A 17,804-nucleotide genomic window follows, 5' to 3' on the forward strand; every position below is an offset into this window, starting at 1 on the left:
AGGGATAATGAATTACTGCTGGAGTTAATCATAAGATAAAGGAGCGAGTTGGTTGTCTAACGTATTTGACATTTTGAAAGAACGCGGCTTTGTAGCCCAGTGCACCAATGAGGAGGAACTGAGGAAACTGTTTGATGAGGAGCAGGTTTCTTTTTATATAGGTTTTGATCCCACTGCTGACAGCCTGCATGCAGGTCATTTCATAGCGCTCATGGCCATGGCTCACATGCAGCGGGCAGGTCATCGTCCCATCTGCCTGGTGGGCGGTGGCACCGGCACCGTGGGTGATCCTTCCGGCCGTACGGATATGCGCCAGATGTTGACGGATGAAATCATTGAGCACAACTGTGAATGCTTCAAAAAGCAGATCGCTCGCTTCATCGATTTCTCTGATGGCAAGGCTCTGATGGTGAACAACGGCGACTGGCTCAGGAAGCTCAATTATATCGAGCTCCTGCGCGAAGTTGGCGCAGACTTCACTGTAAACCGCATGCTGTCTGCCGAGTGCTATAAGCAGCGCTGGGAGAAAGGCCTGACCTTCCTGGAATTCAACTACATGATCATGCAGGCCTATGACTTCCTGGAACTGAACCGCCGCTATGGCTGCAAGCTGGAAATGGGTGGCGATGACCAGTGGTCCAACATCATCGCTGGTGTTGAGCTCTGCCGTCGCAAGCTCAGTACCCCTGTTTATGGTCTCACCAACAAGCTGCTGACCAAGAGTGATGGCAAGAAGATGGGCAAGACTGCCGGCGGGGCTCTCTGGCTTGATGCGGAGAAGACTTCTCCCTATGAATTCTATCAGTACTGGCGCAACGTGGATGATGCAGATGTGGAGAAATGCCTGTCTCTGCTCACCTTCCTGCCTATGGATGAGGTGCGCCGCTTAGGTGCCATGAAGGATCAGCAGGCTAATGAAGCCAAGGCTGTATTGGCCTATGAAGTCACAAAGATTGTTCATGGCGAAGAAGAGGCCAGGAAAGCCAAGCAGTCTGCCGAAGCCCTTTTCGGCGGTGCAGGAAATGTGGCCGATATGCCTACTGTGGCAGCCGAAGCAGGAGACAAGCTGCTTGATGCCCTGGTGGCAGGTGGAGTCTTCGCTTCCAAAGGGGAAGGCAAGCGCTTGATACAGCAGAATGGCTTGAGCCTCAACGACAGCAAGGTTACGGATATTGACTACGTGCTGCAGGCTGGGGACTTCAATGATGGTGCTGCTATTGTAAAGAAGGGCAAGAAGAAGTATTACAAGCTGACTAAATGACGGCTTTTTATGGTGAAGGGTGCTGTGCGCAACGAAACGTGCAGCACCCTTTGTTTGTGGGAGGAAAGTGTCTCAGCTTTTTTTCTGGAAAAAAATAAATTAAGGTTGTATAATATAATTCGGAAATTTTAAGGATGCACTGAAAGGCTGGTGAGGAGCATGGATGATCACCCTAGTTCGGCAGACCCGAAGCGATGGAACATACATACGAATAAGGGGAGGTCTGCCCTTCCTACACTGGCCGTGGTCTTTTAGCTTTGCGCTGGTGCAGTTTGGGGCGGGTTCTTTCCTATGAGAAAGGAGACAGCCCATGCTGCAAATCTACAAGTCCGCTGAAAGCGGCCCCTTGCAGGAACTGAGCCTGAAGACTCTGGAGAAGGGAGCCTGGATCAATATCATTGACCCTACACCCTATGAGCTGAAGGTGGTCAGCAACCTGACGGAGGTTGAGCCGGACTTCCTGCGTTCCGCACTGGATGATGAGGAGCGCTCCCATACGGACGTGGAGGACAATTCCATCATGGTCCTGACCAACGTGCCTGTATGCCGTGGCGAGGAAAGCTATGATGCCCTGCCTTTGGCCATCATTGTCACCACGGAGTATATCATTACCGTCTGCCTGGAAGAGACGCCTGTTATGGCGGAGTTCAACGAGCGTACCGCCAAGCTCTTCCGCACCTATAAGAAGACAAGATTCCTTTTTCAGATACTTTATAAGTCAGCCACCCTTTACTTGCGCTATCTGCGGCAGATAAGCAAGCTTTCCGATGATATAGAGGTGCAGCTGCGCCACAATATGAGCAACAGGGAAATCCTGCGGCTCCTTGAGCTCCAGAAGGGCCTTACTTACTTCAATGCGGCCCTGCGTTCCAATGGCGCTGTCATGGACAAGCTCCTGCGCCTGCGCTCCAATCCCGCCATGAAGCCCATCCTGAAGATGTATGAAGAAGATGAGGACCTGCTGGAAGATGTCATCATCGAGAACAAGCAGGCCCGGGAAATGGTGGAGATGTACAGCAAGATCCTGGCCCGGCTGGCAGATACCTTCACTTCCATTATCTCCAACAACCAGAACCGGGTGATGAAATTCCTGGCCGCCATGACCATCATTCTGGCTATCCCTACGGTAGTATCCAGCTTCTTCGGCATGAATGTGCCGGTGCCCTTTGCGGAAGATGGCAAGGGGTTCATGTATGTCATGGTGATTGCCTTTGGCATTTCCATATCCTCTGCCGTCATACTTTGGAGGCGGAATATGTTCTGATTCTGAATATGAAAATCCTCGCATTGGGCGGGGATTTTTCTTTTGGGTATAAAGGCTTTTCTTCGTCTTTGGGTGACAATAACTTCAAGCTATGATAAAATGGAACGGACTGAATGAACAACACTTATATAGATGATAGACATGAGATGTATGGGGGATTTCTCTATGGAGTTTCGGCAACTGGAGTATTTTTGCACCATCAGTGAGCTGGAAAATTTTACGCGCACGGCTGAGGTGCTGCATGTTTCCCAGCCCTCTGTCACCAAGGCCATCAAGGCTTTGGAGGCGGAACTGGGGGTGACGCTCATTGATCGCAGCCAGAAGCGGGCCACTCTTACGGAGGAGGGGAAAGTGTTCCTGCTCCATGCTCAGCGCATCATGCAGGATGCGGAGAGTGCCAGGCGGGATATGCAGAGGTTCCGGCGGGATAAGCATGAGACTCTGCGCTTTGGCATTCCACCTATGGTGGAGGCCTATCTCTTCCCAGATTTCTTCACCAAGTTCAGGCGGGCCTTTCCCGATGTGACTCTTGATGTGCAGGAGTTTGCCGATTCTGATGAGGTGAAGAACAGGGCAGATCTGGAGGAACTGGACTTCGGCATCGTGCTGGGAGGCACAGAGGACAATGACCATGCGCTGCCCATCATGGAGGATGCCATGAGCGTCTGCCTGCACCCGGAGCACCCGCTGGCAGGCAAAAGGATAATCACCTTTGAGGATCTGGCAGGAGAAAAGTTCATCATGCAGCAGCCCCGCACTTACCAGTACCGTGAAGTGTGTGCCCGCTGCAATGAGGCGGGGTTCGTGCCGGATGTGCTGCTCTGCACTTCCCAGCTCAAGACCATCAAGCAGCTGGTGGCTAATCAGGAGGGTATTTCCATCCTGCCGGATTTCGTCACCAGCATGGAGAGCATCTTTGTCAGGCGTCCTCTTTCTCCGGAACTGGAGGTCATGGTATACCTGTATTGGGGACAGCAGCGTTCCCTGTCAAAGGTGGACAACCGTCTCACTGATTTCATGCGGGAGTACGCTGCCACAGATGAATTCAAGCAAAGGTTTTTGGGAACCCACAAGCCTGAAGGGAGCAAGGCATAGTTGCAGCTTAAAAGATTGGAGGCATACGGCTTCAAGTCCTTTGCCGATAAGATAACCATAGATTTTGACTCGGGCATCACCGCTATCGTAGGGCCTAATGGCAGCGGCAAGAGCAATATCACCGATGCTATCCGCTGGGTGCTGGGTGAGCAGAATGTCCGCAATCTGCGCGGAGCCAGGGCTGAGGACATCATCTTTACGGGCTCTGCCGCCAGAAAGCCCTTGGGGCTGGCGGAGGTGTCCCTGTTCTTTGCCAATGACGGCACTCTGCCTGTGGATTTCCGGGAAGTGGTGGTGACCCGCAGGCTCTACCGCAGCGGGGAAAGCGAGTTCTACATCAACCGTTCCCGCTGCCGCCTGAAGGATATCTACAACCTCTTCGCGGACACGGGCATCGGCCACGACGGCATGAGCATCATCGGCCAGAACCGCATCGATGATATCCTGAACAGCAAGCCCGAGGAGCGGCGCCTGTTCTTTGAGGAAACGGCAGGCATCACCAAGTACCGTTCCCGCAAGCGGGAAACCCTGCGCCGCCTGACGGATACGGAAGGGAATCTGGTGCGTGTCCAGGACATCATCCGGGAGATAGAGAACCAGCTGGAACCTCTGGCCCAGCAGGCAGAGCGCACCCGCATCTACAACGGCCTCTCAGAGGAGCAGAAGAAATGCCGACTCACCCAGCTGGCTGTTGATTACCAGCGGGAAAGCCGGCGCCATAGTGAAAATGAGCAGAACCTCCAGAAAAAACGTGAGGAAGCGCTCATTGCCGAGGCTGAGGTCAACAAGGCAGAGGCCCGCCGCCAGGAACTGGGCCAAAAGCTCATCGACCTGGAAAAGACCATGCAGGAACAGGCTGGCAAGAGCGAAAGGCTTCGCCAGAACATCGAAGCTGCCAGTCGTGAGGTGGCGGCCCTGGAGGAACGGCAGGAACAGAGCAAGGCTGTCAAGGAGAGAATCCTGGCCCGCCGTCAGGAGCTCAGCAGCCTGCTAGCCAGTAAGGTGGCAGAACTGGCGGGACTGGCTGCAGAGGAAAAGCAGAAGCAGGCAGACTGGCAGCTGGCAGGGGAACTGCTGCAAAAGGAACGGGAGCGGGCTGCGGCCTACAAGGGCACCATTGCTTCCCGTCAGCAGGAAGTAAACGCTGCTCGTGAGGCAGTGCTCACAGCCCAGAGAAAGCTCACTTCTGTCCAGCAGGAATGCGCCATGCTGGAACGCATGCAGCAAGCCTATGAGGGCTTTGGCAAGGCGCCCAAGGCGATACTGAAAGCCCGTGAGCCCTGGCGCAAGGGCGTTGCAGGCGCCGTGGCTGAGCTGATGGAGGTGCCTGCTGAATATGTCACTGCCATCGAGGTGGCTTTGGGTTCTGCCCAGCAGAATCTGGTCACCAGGGATACGGATACCGCCAAGGCGGCTATTGCTTTCCTGAAACAGCAGCATCTGGGCCGGGCTACCTTCCTGCCCCTTTCCACCATTGTCCAGCGCACGGTGCCTGACTTGCAGGTGGCAGGGGATCCGGGGGTGCTGGATTGGGCCAGCCGCCTGGTGAAGGTGCCTGCTGAATACAGCAAGGTGGCAGATTTCCTGCTGGCCAGGACCCTGGTGGTGGATAATCTCGACCATGCGCTGGCTCTGGCCAGGAAGCATAATCAGAAGCTGCGGCTGGTGACCCTCACCGGCGAGCTCATAAATCCTGGCGGTTCTCTCTCTGGTGGCGGCAAAGGCCATCAGGAGGCAGGCTTCCTCAACCGCAGTGCCGAGATTGAGACGCTGCAGGGAAAAATCAGCCAGGGCAAAGCCCGGGCTGAGGAGGCTGAGGCAAAGCTTGCTTCAGCCCAGAAACTTTTGGAGGAAGCCAGGCAGGACGCCGAGGAGCTGGCCAGCCTTATCCATGAGAGGGAAATCAAGCAGGCGGTGCTGAAGCAGGAAGCCCTGCGAGCCGGGGAAAGGCTGGAGAACTCCCGTCAGGAAAAGGCCCGGGGAGAGAAGGCCCTCAAGGACAATGAGCAGGAGGAAAAGGAACTGGCCGAAGGAGCCGCTGCCAGCCTGCAGCGCCTGAAGGAAATAGAAGCTCAGCAGCGTGAATGGCAGGATTCCTACGATGAGAGCCAGGAGCGCCATGCGGGACTTTACAAGCAGCGCATGGATGCACTCACAGAAAGCCAGGAACTGGAGCAGGCCGCCCGCAAGGCGGGCCGGGTCAGGCAGCAGCTACAGGAAGAAGTCCACAAGCTGGAGATTGTCAGCACCAAGCTGGAAATGGCTCTGGAGGAGTGGAAAGAAAATCTCTTCAGTGAATATGGCCTTACCCCTGACAGGGCGGCTGAAGAAGCATTGGACATGGAGCCTGCTCTCCTCAAGGCACGGCTCCATGAACTGGGAGAGAAAATCAAGGCCTTGGGCCCCGTAAACCCCAATGCCCTGCAGGAGCATGAGGAGCTTTCCAAGCGTCATGGTTTCATGGAAAAGCAGGCCAAGGACCTGGTGGAGGCCAAGGAAAATCTGGAGAAGATACTGGCTGAGATGGACGAGGCCATGTCCAAGCAGTTCAAGGAAGCCTTTTCCCAGATACAGCTTTACTTCAGCGAGATTTTCGTGCGTCTTTTTGGGGGCGGCGAAGCGGAGCTGCGTCTTACGGACACTGAGGATGTATTGAATTCAGGTGTGGAGATACTGGTGACCCTGCCCCAGAAGAAGCGGCAGAACATGTCTGCCCTGTCCGGCGGAGAGAGGGCCCTGACAGTCATCGCCCTGCTGTTCTCCTTCCTCAGATACAAGCCTTCGCCCTTCTCGGTGCTGGATGAGATAGACGCGCCCCTGGATGAGGCTAATGTCATACGCTTTGGCGCTTTCCTGCGGGAGTTTGCAGAGGAAACCCAGTTCATCGTGGTGACTCACCGCAAAGGCACCATGGAGGCGGTGGATACCATGTACGGGGTGACCATAGAGGATGCGGGCGTTTCCCGTATCCTGTCGGTGAAATTGGATGATTTAGCAGATAAAGGAGCATAAGATGGGATTTTTTGACAAGCTGAAAAAGGGACTGAACAAGACCCGTGAGAATCTGACCAACAAGATAGAGAAACTGGTGCTGGGCTACGCCGACATCGACGATGACCTGCTGGACGAACTTGAGGAAACCCTCATCATGGCTGATGTGGGGGTGAAGACCACTGACAAGCTCATGACTGCCGTGCGCAAGGGCATCAAGAAAAAGGAAATCAACGGACCTGAGGATTTGAAGCCCTTCCTGCAGAAGGAGATTGCCGCTATCCTAACTGCCGGGGAGGAGAACGATACCACCCGCACGGCCAAGGAGGGCCCCACTGTGCTGCTGACCATCGGCGTCAACGGCGCAGGCAAGACCACCACCATCGGCAAGCTCAGTGCCTATTACAAGGGCCAGGGCAAGAGCGTCATGCTGGCAGCGGCAGATACCTTCCGCGCAGCTGCTATCGACCAGCTGGAGGTATGGGGGGAGCGTACCGGCGCGCGGGTCATCAAGCATGAGGAAGGTTCCGACCCCGCTGCTGTGGCCTATGATGCCGTGCAGGCAGCCAAGGCCCGCGGCATTGATGTACTGATCATCGATACCGCCGGACGCCTGCAGACCAAGTCCAATCTTATGCAGGAGCTGGAGAAGATCAACCGCGTCATAGGTCGTGAGATTCCCGGCGCTCCCCACGAGACTTTGCTGGTGCTGGATGCCACCACGGGCCAGAACGCCATCAGCCAGGCACAGCTTTTCACCAAGGCTGCGCCGATTTCCGGTGTGGTGCTCACCAAGCTGGACGGTACGGCCAAGGGCGGCGTGGTCATCGGCATCAAGTCCGAGCTTTCCATGCCTGTGAAATGGATTGGCGTGGGCGAGGGGGTCGAAGACTTGCGCCCCTTCGTGGCCGAGGATTTTGCCAAGGCTTTGTTTGAAAGTTAAATAGATGCAAAAAGGACGTTCCTTGTTTCGATTCGCAAGGAACGTCCTTTTGTTTTATCTGCTATTGTTTTTCAAAGAAATATGTTATTGGCATATTCTATCCGTTCATCTCTTTCAGCCGGTAAAGGGCGGCTGCTGCCTGCCCCAGGGCCAGCCCGCCGTCGTTGAGGGGCACCAGGCTGTGCTTCAGCACTTGGAACTCCTCTTTTCTGAGGGCTTGCAGCACGAGGCGCATCAGCAGGTGGTTTTGGAAGACACCGCCAGAAAGGGCAACGGTGGTGAGGCCTGTTTTCTCCCGGGCCAGTTTGCAGGCTTCCGTGATCTGGGCGGCCAGGCCTGCGTGGAATTTGAAGGCCAGCTGCTCTATATCTGCCTCTTCCTGCAAGCGCCCGTCCAGCATAAGCGCAAAGAGCTTTTCTGTGGGCAGCTCAAAGGGGGCATCAGCGAAGGTCTCGGGCGCAAGTGCGGCCTTATCCATTTCCAGCAGGGCAATGTCTGAGCGCAGGCCTGCACAGAAGCGGTCTTCATAGGCTTCGGCCGCAAATTCCAGATACATGGAAGCCTCTCCTTCAAAGGTGGAACTGCTGCGGATGCCCAACAGGGCGCTGACGCCATCGAAAAGCCTGCCTGCGCTGGTGGATTTGATGGCATTGAGTTTCTTGTCTGCCATGAGGAACTGGGAGGCAAGTTCCTTTGCGGGGCAGAGCTGCAGTTTTTCATTGAGCTGCCGCACTTTGTCCTGTTCTTTGGTGAGGCCGTAAAGCATGGCAATGGCTATGCGCCAGCCTTCCCGGGAGGCCTTGTCGCCTCCCGTCTGCAGGAAGGGGCGGATATGGCCCAGGCGTTCAAAGCCATGGTAATCTGCTTTCAGTATCTCGCCGCCCCAGACAGTGCCGTCCGTGCCGTAGCCCGTGCCGTCAAAGGAGATGCCAAGCACCGGCTCCTGCCAGTCATTTTCTGCCATGCAGGAGAGGATATGGGCATAGTGGTGCTGGACAGGCAGCAGGGGCAGGCCAAGTTCCCTGGCCACGGCAGTGGTGTTGTAGCGGGGATGGAGATCGCAGGCAACGATTTTGGGCTCGGTTTCCAACAGCTCGCCCATGCGCCTGACTGACTCCCGCAGAGCTGCCACTGTGCGCAGGTCGCTCATATCGCCGATATAGGGGGAGGGATAAAGCAGGCTGCCCTTGCCCAGGCAGAAGGTGTTCTTCAGTTCGCCGCCAATGCCCAGCACCGCGCCTTCAGGGGAAAAGTCTCCGCTCATCATAAAGGGCAGGGGAGCATAGCCGCGGCTGCGGCGTATCATGTAGGGCTGCCCTTCCAGCCAGTCCATTACTGAATCGTCTGCCCGCAATCTTATCTTGCGGTTGTGGGAAAGCATCAGGTTGCAGATAGGGGAAAGGGCTTCTGCAGCGTCCTCGTCTGTGCGGCAGATGGGGGCGCCTGAAGGGTTGCCGCTGGTCATCACCAGGCTGTCGGGGAAGTCCTCTCCGTCCGGATAATCAAAGAGCAGCATGTGCAGGGGGGTGTAGGGCAGCATAATTCCTACCTTGGGATTGCCCGGGGCGACTTCCTGGGCCAGCTGGCTGTCAACCCTGCGCTTCAGGAGCAGGATGGGCTTCTGGTGTCCTGTGAGGATTTCCTCCTGCCCTGGCTCTATGACACATTCCTTTTCTATGGCGGCCATATCCTTCATCATCAGGGCAAAGGGCTTCACAGGACGGTGCTTGAGCTTCCTGAGCCTGGCCACGGTTTCCCTGTTTTTTGCATCGCAGGAGAGGTGGAAGCCGCCAATGCCCTTGATGGCCACAATGCCGCCCTGCCGCAGGCACTGCCTGGCTCTTTGCAGGGCTTCGGTTCCCCGCACCTGTGGCTCGCTTATGAGGTAAAGTTCCGGACCGCAGTCATTGCAGCACACAGGCTGGGCATCGTAGCGGCGGGTGGCAGGGCTATGGTATTCCTCTGCGCATTTGGCGCACATGGGGAATTCTCCCATGCTGGTGCGTTCCCTGTCATAGGGCATGGAGTCAAGGATAGTGAGCCGGGGGCCGCAGGCGGTGCAATTGATGAAGGGGTGCAGGTAGCGGCGGTCTCCAGGATCAAAGAGCTCAGCCCGGCACTTGTCGCAGGTGGCGATATCCGGGGAGACAAAGATTTCCCCGGCTTCTTTGGCGCTTTCGATGATTTCAAAGTCATGGAATTCTTTCCCGGCGCATTCTTCTGTTTCGACCTTCAGGATGGCGGAGCGTTCCGGGGGGCGTTCTTCCAGGGTTCTGAAGAAATCAGCCAGGTTTTCCCTTGTGCCCTGGGCATAGATTTCCACATAGGGCCCCTTGTTGCATACGTTGCCGCAAATATGGAATTCATCGGCCAGACGGCTGACAAAGGGGCGGAAGCCCACTCCCTGGACAATGCCGTAGATTTTGCTATGAAAAAGTGCCATGATCATTCACTCCTAAATTCTGCCTTTCCCTTGATTATACTAGGTTTTGCAGTCAACGGCTACCAAAAGGCGCGGATAAGTTGTATAATAGCAGGGTATCGGTTTTTATGTAAATTTTAGTTTGAGTATGCATAAAGGGAGCACAGGCATCATGGTGGCTCCTTTATCAGCACTAAGCAAAGGAGCCTGTCATGACCCAGTTTGATAAACGCAATATTTCCATGATGATGGATTTCTACGAGATGACCATGTCCTATGGCTATTTCAATGACCACGACACGGATACCAAGGTGGTTTTTGATGTGTTCTACCGTCAGAACCCCGATGGGGGTGGTTTTGCCATTTTTGCCGGACTGGAGCAGGTCATTGAGTATGTGGAGAATATGCGTTTTTCGGAGGATGACATTGAGTATTTCCGCCAGCAGAATATGTTCTCTGAGGAATTCCTGGCCTTTTTGAGGGATTTCCGTTTCCATGGGGATATCTATGCCATGCCCGAGGGTACGGTGATGTACCCTAATGAGCCTATCCTGACGGTGGTGGGTTCCCTGATTGATGCCCAGCTGGTGGAGACGGCCATCCTCGCCCAAATCAACCACCAGTCACTGATTGCCACTAAGGCCCGCCGCATCGTAAAGGCTGCAGGTGAGGGGCGGGCTGTGTCCGATTTCGGCGCCCGCCGCGCCCACAATATGGATGCAGCCACCTACGGGGCCAGGGCTGCCTACATCGGCGGTGTGGTGGGCACTGCCACTGTGTCTGCTGGCCAGATGTTTGACATTCCCGTCAGCGGCACCATGGCTCACAGCTGGGTCATGTTCTATGGTGATGAGTACGAGGCCTTCCGGCACTATGCCGAGAATTATCCCGATGCCACGGTGCTGTTGGTGGATACCTATGATGTCATCCACTCCGGCATTCCCAATGCCATTCGCGTGGCCAGGGAAGTGTTGGAGCCTATGGGCAAGCGCCTCAAGGGCATCCGCATAGATTCCGGCGACCTGGCTTACCTTTCCAAGCGGGTGCGCAAGATGCTGGATGAGGCAGGCCTTGAGGACTGCATGATTGTGGTGTCCAACAGCCTGGACGAGTTCACCATCGCTTCCTTGCTGTCCCAGGGGGCCTGCATTGACAGCTTCGGCGTAGGCGAGCGCCTGATCACCGCCAAGTCCGAGCCGGTCTTTGGTGCGGTCTACAAGCTGGCTGCTGTGGGCGAGAACGGCAATTTCTCCCCCCGCATCAAGGTGTCTGAGAATGTGGAGAAAATCACCAACCCCGGCCTCAAGGACCTCTACCGCGTTTACGACAAGGACGGCCATGCGGTGGCGGATATGCTGGCAGTCTGCGGGGAGAAGGTTGACATGGAGCAGCCCTTCCGCTATGTGGATCCCCAGAAGCCTTGGAAAAACCGCAATTTCGAGGGCTGCACTGTGAAGAACCTGCGCCGCCTGTACGTGCAGGATGGCAAGCGCACCCAGGAACTGCCCACTTTAGGAGAGATTCGCGACTATGTGAAGTCCCAGCTGAAAGAAGAAATCTGGGAGGAAGAGCAGCGCTTTGAGAATCCCCACCGCCACTATTTGGATATGACGCCGGACTACTACGAGATGAAGATGGAACTGCTGTCCGAAACCAGGAAGCAGCACGGCTGAGGTGAGGGCAATGAACACAGGCAAGACAAAGAATCTTGGGGTCATGGGGTGGCCCATCGCCCACTCCCTTTCCCCTGCCATGCAGCAGGCGGCCATTGAGCAGGCTGGCATCGACTACAGCTATGTGGCCCTGCCCGTGGAGCCTGAGAAACTGCCTCAGGCAGTGGAGGGGCTGAAAGCCCTGAACTTTTCCGGCTGGAACGTGACCATTCCCCACAAGCGGGCCATCATGCCTTTGCTGGATGAGATAGATGAGGATGCTGTCATCATTGGGGCAGTGAATACCGTGGTGAACAGGGAAGGCCAGCTCAAAGGCTATAACACTGATATGCTGGGTTTCCTGAGTCCCTTGCAGGAAAAGGGCGTGAAGCTGGCAGGCGCCAGGGCACTTATCCTGGGGGCGGGGGGCGCTACCAGGGCAGTGCTTTGGGGCCTCCTGAGAAGCGGTGTGGCTGCTGTGACTTTGGCTGTGCGCACACCGGAGAAGGGGGAGTCTCTGGCAGAGGAATTCAGGAGCCGCACTGAGGCAGATATTTCTGTCTGTGCCTTTGGCAGTGAAGCCTTCCGCAAGGCTGAAGCTGAAGCGAATATCCTGGTGAACACAACCCCTTTGGGCATGACACCAAAAGTCGAAGAAGCTCCTCCTGTGGACTGGGATTCAGTAAAGGCTTCTGCCTTTGTCTACGATATAATCTATACTCCCGCCGAGACTCGTTTCCTGCGGGAGGCCAGGGAGCATGGCTGTGCCATTCAGAACGGCGAAGCCATGCTGGCAGGGCAGGGGGCGGCAGCCCTGGCCCTTTGGACGGACATTGAGCCGGATGCAGCCTGTATGTGCCATGCACTGAGAGCGGAACTTTCCAAGAGATAAACAGTGGCAGCAAGTGCATCTGCCATTGCAAAAAGCGCCTGAATATGCTAAACTTGATACCATCGTGACGATGATGGAGAAGAGTAAGTCAGATTGGCATCTTCAGGGAGTCCTGCCTAGACTGGGAGCGGGATGGTGCGGCTGGCTGAAAGTTCGCTCCGGAGCCCTTCGGTGAGAGCCGGACGTAGGCCTGCGTTAAAGGCATCGAGTGATAAATCAGGGTGGTACCGCGAAGTTTGCAGCTTCGCCCCTCGTTTTGCGTTTGCTTTGAGGGGCGGAGCTTTTTCTATTGTTTGAAAAGTTGTCCCTAAGGAACTGGCAATAAATGAACAGTTCCTAAGCCGTATCTGTAGGAGGTTAGATGATGGAAGAAAGAATCAAGGCACTCAGGGCTCAGGCCTCGGAGGCCATCAAGAAGGCTGCAGGCAGCCTGGAGGAACTGGACGATATCCGTGTGCAGTTCCTGGGCAAGAAAGGTGAGCTCACCAGTATTCTGCGGGGCATGGGCGCCGTGGCCAAGGAAGAGCGCCCCCGCCTGGGCAAGATTGTGAACGAGGCCAGGAGCGAGCTGGAGAAGCTCATCGCTGAGAAGAATGAGGAGCTCAAGGCCCGTGCCATGGAGAACCGTCTCGCCAGCGAGAAGATTGATGTGACCCTGCCGGGCCGCACCCAGCCTTTGGGACATCTGCATCCCCTGACCCTGACCCTTGAGCGTATCAAGGACATCTTCGTCCACATGGGCTTTTCCGTGGAAGAGGGACCGGAGATTGAGCGGGACTACTTCAACTTCGAGGCCCTGAACCTGCCCAAGGATCACCCTGCCCGGGATATGCAGGATTCCTTCTATATCACTGAAGAAATCCTCATGCGCTCCCAAACTTCTCCGGTGCAGGCCCGCACCATGCAGCGCTACAGTCAGGCTGGTGAGGCCAACAAGCCTATCCGCATGATTGCTCCCGGCCGGGTCTATCGCCGTGATGAGTACGATGCCACCCATTCTCCCATGTTCACTCAGGTAGAGGGCCTGGTCATTGATGAGGGCATCAGCCTGGCAGACCTGAAGGGCACCCTGGAGACCTTCCTGCGCCAGATTTTCGGCGAGAAGGTGGGTGTGCGCTTCCGTCCCAGTTTCTTCCCTTTCACGGAGCCTTCTGCTGAGGTGGATATTTCCTGCGTCATGTGCCACGGCAAGGGCTGCCGGGTGTGCAAGGGCACGGGCTGGCTGGAAATCCTGGGGGCAGGCATGGTGCATCCCAATGTGCTGGCCATGAGCGGCTATGACCCCAAGAAGGTCAGCGGCTTTGCCTTCGGCATGGGCGTGGAGCGCATTGCCATGCTCTCCTATGGCGTGGATGATTTGCGCCTGTTCTACGACAACGATATGCGCTTCCTGCGCCAGTTCTGATTGGGAGGTTTAGATAAATGCAGGTATCCATGAAATGGCTTCAGGACTATATTGACCTGAAAGATAAAGTCACCGCCGAGGAACTGGCGGATAAATACACCATGGCCGGCGTGCCCGTGGAGAATGTCATCCGGGCCGACGAGGGCCTGGAAAAAGTGGTGACGGCCCGGGTGGAGAAAATCGTGCCCCATCCGGACTCCGACCACCTCTGGGTATGCACCCTGGATGTGGGCAAGGAGGAAAGAGTGCAGATTGTCACCGGCGCCCAGAATGTGAAGGAAGGGCATATTGTGCCTGCTGCTATGGTGGGAGCGCTGCTGCCCACCGGCCAGAAGATTTCCAAGGGCAAGCTGCGCGGCGTGCCCTCCAACGGCATGATGTGCTCTGCCGGGGAGCTTAAGCTGGACATTGAGGGCCTGCCCGAGGAGCAGCTGAACGGCATCTACATCCTGCCTGCTGATACTCCTGTAGGGGTTCCTGTGGCAGATGTATTGGGCATGGATGATGTGGTGCTGGAGTTCGAGCTCACCGCCAACCGTGGCGACTGCTTCAGCGTCTGGGGCCTGGTGCGTGAGGCCTCCGTGCTGACGGGGCTCCCGGCCAAGTATCCTGAAATCAAGGTCAACGAAGATGACGAGGCCAGCGCTGCCGAGATGGTGAAAATCGGAATCGAGGCCCATGACCTTTGCGACCGTTTCTCCGCCCGAGTGGTGAAGAACGTGAAGATTGGGCCGTCTCCGGCCTGGATGCAGGCTCGTCTGGAAGGAGCAGGCATCCGCGCCATCAATAACGTTGTGGATGTCACCAACTTCGTCATGGTGGAGCTGGGGCAGCCCATGCACGCCTATGACTACGATGAGGTGAAGGGGCACAGCCTCACTGCCCGCCGTGCCGTGACTGGGGAGAACCTCCACACCCTGGATGATTCCGAGCGCACCGCCAAAGGTGAGGAACTGGTCATTGCCGATGCAGAGCATCCCGCAGGACTGGCTGGCATCATGGGCGGCCTGGAGAGCGAGGTCACGGAGAAGACCACCACGGTCATCTTCGAGGCAGCTTCTTTCAACGGCCCCAGCATCCGCCGCACCTCCCGTGCCTGCGGACTGCACTCCGAGGCTTCCGGCCGCTTCGAGCGCGGTGTGGATGTGACCAAGACCTGCCGTGCCCTGGACCGCGCTTGCCAGCTGCTGCAGGAGATGGGTGCCTGCACCGTCACCAAGGGCATTGTGGATGTCTATCCCGAGCCCAAGGAACAGGTGACTGTGGAGTACACTTGCGATGCCATCAACAAGCGCCTGGGCACCGACCTGCCCGCTGAGAAGATGACGGAAATCCTTGAGAGCCTGGGCTTTGAGGTCAGGGCCAAGGGGGAGGGCTTTGAAGCTCTGGTGCCCACCTGGCGCAATGACGTGAGCCTCATGGAAGACCTTTCCGAGGAAGTGGCCCGCATTGTGGGCTTTGACAGCATTGAGAGCACCGCCCCCCGTGGTGATATGATGCAGGGCACCCAGAGTGCACGCCAGACCTTCATCGACAGCATCAAGCGCGTGCTGGTTTCCCTGGGCATGACGGAGGAGCTGTCCTTCAGCTTCACCAGCCCTGAGGCTCTGGACAAGCTCTGCGTACCGGAGGACAGCGAGCTTCGTAATGCTGTGCCTATCATGAATCCTTTGACGGATGAATATCCGCTGGTGCGCACCACGCTGCTCACCAGCATCATGGAGAATGCCGTGCGCAACTTCTCCCGCAAGAATCTGGACCTGCGCCTCTTTGATGTAGCGCCTGTGTTTGCCCCCAAGGCCCTGCCTGTGACGGAGCTGCCCAACGAGGTAGTGAAGCTGGTGGGCCTGATTTCCGGCCGCCGCTACGAGGCTCTCTGGAACCAGCCTAATGATATGGTGGACTTCTATGATATGAAGGGCATTGTGGAACAGCTGCTTGCTGCTCTTTCCATCAGCAAGTACACGGTGGAAGCCGGAGAGCACTACGCCATGCACCCGGGCAAGACCGCAGTCTTCAAGAAGGGCCGCGAAGTCATTGCCACCGTGGGTGAGCTCCATCCCCAAGCAGCAGAGAACTATGGCGTGAAGCAGCCCGTCTACCTCTTCGAGATGGACGTGGAGACTCTCATGAAGTACACGGCCAAGTCCTTCAAGTATGAGTCCCTGCCCAAGTATCCTGCCATCAGCCGTGATCTTGCCATGCTGGTGGATGCAGATGTGCAGGCTGCTGATATCGAGAAGGTTATCTCCAAGAATGGCGGCAAGTTCTTCCAGGGCGTGACCCTCTTTGATGTCTACACTGGCAAGCAGGTGGCAGAGGGCAAGAAGAGCATGGCCTTTAATCTCATGTTCCAGTCCAAGGACAAGACTCTGACGGATGAAGAGGCAGACAGCGCCTTCAAGAATATCCTGCAGGCTGTGGAACGCGAGTTCCAGGCTGAGCTTCGCGCCTGAGTGAGGTGACTGCTATGGCAAATGAGAAAGATATGAAAAAAGGTCCCCAGCGTGTGGTGCTGGAAATCTTCGGCGACAGTTTTGCCCTGAAGACCGATGATCCGGAGCATATGGAGACCTTGGGGAAATTGGTAGACCAGCAGATGAAGAAGGTGGCTCATCAGGTGCATAGTTTCGACAGCACCAAGATTGCCATCCTGACAGCTTTGCAGCTGGCAGATGACTACTGCCAGCTCAAGAAGGATTATGACGAGCTGGTAGAGCTGATTAACGAAAAATAATGAAGTCCTGAAATCAAAACACTCCCCGTCAACTGGAGAACAAAAATATTTTTGGCTGGCAGATTCGTCTGCCAGTCTTTTTGTATAACAAGAGTCCATGGTTAGTCATAACATCGTTGTTTAAATTTTCAACCGGGATTTGCTTTGAAGTGGCATAGCATTTTTATTCATGGTAAAATAAGAGCCGAAATAGTGATGCAAAGGATTGAGATTAGCTGAATTGAAGATGAAATGAGGGTTGACGGTGAAATACGCATGCATAGATATTGGCGGAACATCAATCAAGTATGCAATGTTGACAGAACATGGCCAAATATTGATGCAGGACCAGATTCCAACAAATGTAGAAAAGGATGGCAGCGGCGATATTCCGAGGAAAATAGCGGCTATTGTGTGCGACCTGCAAGATGAATGTGGCAAAGCAGAGGGGGTAGCCGTATGTTCGCCTGGTCTGATTGATGCAGAGCGGGGAGAGGTCATATTCGCAGGCGCCAACTTTCCTGGTTACAGCGGCATGAAACTGCGGGAAGAAATCGAGGCTTTGACCAATTTGCCCTGCACAGTGGAAAATGATGTGAATGCGGCAGGCTTGGGGGAAAGCTGGCTGGGAGCAGGCAAAGGGGCAAGAAGTGCATTTTGTGTCTTTGTTGGTACAGGCATAGGCGGTGCGCTGGTGCTGGATGGCAAGCTGGTTCATGGTGCTTCGGCTGCGGCAGGTGAAATCGGATTTCTGCCTCTGGCTGCAGGTTCCCTGGAAGAAATGGCAAGTGTGACGGCTTTGCTTAAAAAGACAGGAGCAGCTACAGGGGAGGAAGTTTTCAAACAAGCAGGAAATGGTGATGAAAAAGCGCTGGCTGCCTTGGAAGACATGGCCCGGAAGATTGCTTGCGGCCTGGCAGGGATTTGCTGCATTGTGAATCCGGAAGTATTGATAATGGGGGGAGCAGTGATGTCCCAGCAAGAGTTTTTTGAGCCGCGCCTTGATAAGTATTTGCGCGAAATGCTCCCACCAGCTTTGCTCACCAATACACGTATTGCCTTTGCCCAGTTGGGTACGGCGGCAGGCTTTACCGGCGCTTTGAGGCACTTCCTGCAAAAGCACAAGTAAGCAGATTTTTTTATAGAGGCGCGGTCTTATTTCG

12 protein-coding genes are annotated in these 17,804 nt (G+C 55.7%); 11 read left to right on the plus strand and 1 reads right to left on the minus strand.

Going from position 1 to position 17,804, the window contains the following annotated elements:
- Positions 1–52: 52 nt before the first annotated feature.
- The 5 genes from tyrS to ftsY all read left to right on the plus strand — a co-directional run bounded on the left by tyrS (position 53) and on the right by ftsY (position 7,554).
- On the plus strand, positions 53–1,261 hold the full coding sequence (tyrS, locus tag P159_RS0110705) for a tyrosine--tRNA ligase (protein ID WP_029543933.1): 1,209 nt from the start codon (positions 53–55) through the stop codon (positions 1,259–1,261).
- A 310-nt stretch (positions 1,262–1,571) separates the two neighbouring features.
- Positions 1,572–2,525, plus strand: a complete 954-nt coding sequence (locus P159_RS0110710; protein WP_029543935.1) for a magnesium transporter CorA family protein — start codon at positions 1,572–1,574, stop codon at positions 2,523–2,525.
- Positions 2,526–2,690: 165 nt separating this feature from the next.
- Entirely contained in the window at positions 2,691–3,620 is a 930-nt protein-coding gene (locus P159_RS0110715; protein ID WP_029543937.1) for a LysR family transcriptional regulator, read from the plus strand.
- Positions 3,621–6,632: an AAA family ATPase gene (locus tag P159_RS0110720; protein ID WP_029543939.1), complete on the plus strand. Its 3,012-nt coding sequence runs from the start codon at positions 3,621–3,623 to the stop codon at positions 6,630–6,632. It abuts the gene before it with no gap.
- A gap of 1 nt (position 6,633) precedes the next feature.
- Entirely contained in the window at positions 6,634–7,554 is a 921-nt protein-coding gene (gene ftsY / locus P159_RS0110725; protein ID WP_029543941.1) for a signal recognition particle-docking protein FtsY, read from the plus strand.
- 97 nt (positions 7,555–7,651) lie between these two features.
- Here the strand turns inward: ftsY and hypF are convergent, their stop codons facing one another.
- Positions 7,652–9,997 carry a carbamoyltransferase HypF gene (gene hypF / locus P159_RS0110730; protein WP_029543943.1) on the minus strand — a complete coding sequence of 782 codons (2,346 nt, stop codon included), beginning with the start codon at positions 9,995–9,997 and terminating at the stop codon, positions 7,652–7,654.
- A gap of 191 nt (positions 9,998–10,188) precedes the next feature.
- Between hypF and P159_RS0110735 the strand changes: the two genes are divergently transcribed.
- The 6 genes from P159_RS0110735 to P159_RS0110760 all read left to right on the plus strand — a co-directional run bounded on the left by P159_RS0110735 (position 10,189) and on the right by P159_RS0110760 (position 17,770).
- Entirely contained in the window at positions 10,189–11,649 is a 1,461-nt protein-coding gene (locus P159_RS0110735) for a nicotinate phosphoribosyltransferase (protein WP_029543945.1), read from the plus strand.
- A 10-nt stretch (positions 11,650–11,659) separates the two neighbouring features.
- The gene (locus P159_RS0110740; RefSeq protein ID WP_029543947.1) at positions 11,660–12,520 is read left to right on the plus strand and encodes a shikimate dehydrogenase; all 861 of its coding nucleotides are present in this window, start codon (positions 11,660–11,662) and stop codon (positions 12,518–12,520) included.
- A gap of 364 nt (positions 12,521–12,884) precedes the next feature.
- Positions 12,885–13,925, plus strand: a complete 1,041-nt coding sequence (gene pheS, locus P159_RS0110745; protein ID WP_029543948.1) for a phenylalanine--tRNA ligase subunit alpha — start codon at positions 12,885–12,887, stop codon at positions 13,923–13,925.
- A gap of 17 nt (positions 13,926–13,942) precedes the next feature.
- On the plus strand, positions 13,943–16,381 hold the full coding sequence (gene pheT / locus P159_RS0110750; protein ID WP_029543949.1) for a phenylalanine--tRNA ligase subunit beta: 2,439 nt from the start codon (positions 13,943–13,945) through the stop codon (positions 16,379–16,381).
- 14 nt (positions 16,382–16,395) lie between these two features.
- On the plus strand, positions 16,396–16,662 hold the full coding sequence (locus P159_RS0110755; RefSeq protein ID WP_029543950.1) for a cell division protein ZapA: 267 nt from the start codon (positions 16,396–16,398) through the stop codon (positions 16,660–16,662).
- 244 nt (positions 16,663–16,906) lie between these two features.
- Positions 16,907–17,770, plus strand: a complete 864-nt coding sequence (locus P159_RS0110760) for an ROK family protein (protein ID WP_029543952.1) — start codon at positions 16,907–16,909, stop codon at positions 17,768–17,770.
- Positions 17,771–17,804: the final 34 nt, after the last annotated feature.

The organism is Selenomonas sp. AB3002 (genome assembly GCF_000702545.1).
In the GTDB taxonomy this organism is placed as follows: Bacteria; Bacillota; Negativicutes; order Selenomonadales; family Selenomonadaceae; genus Selenomonas_B; species Selenomonas_B ruminantium_A.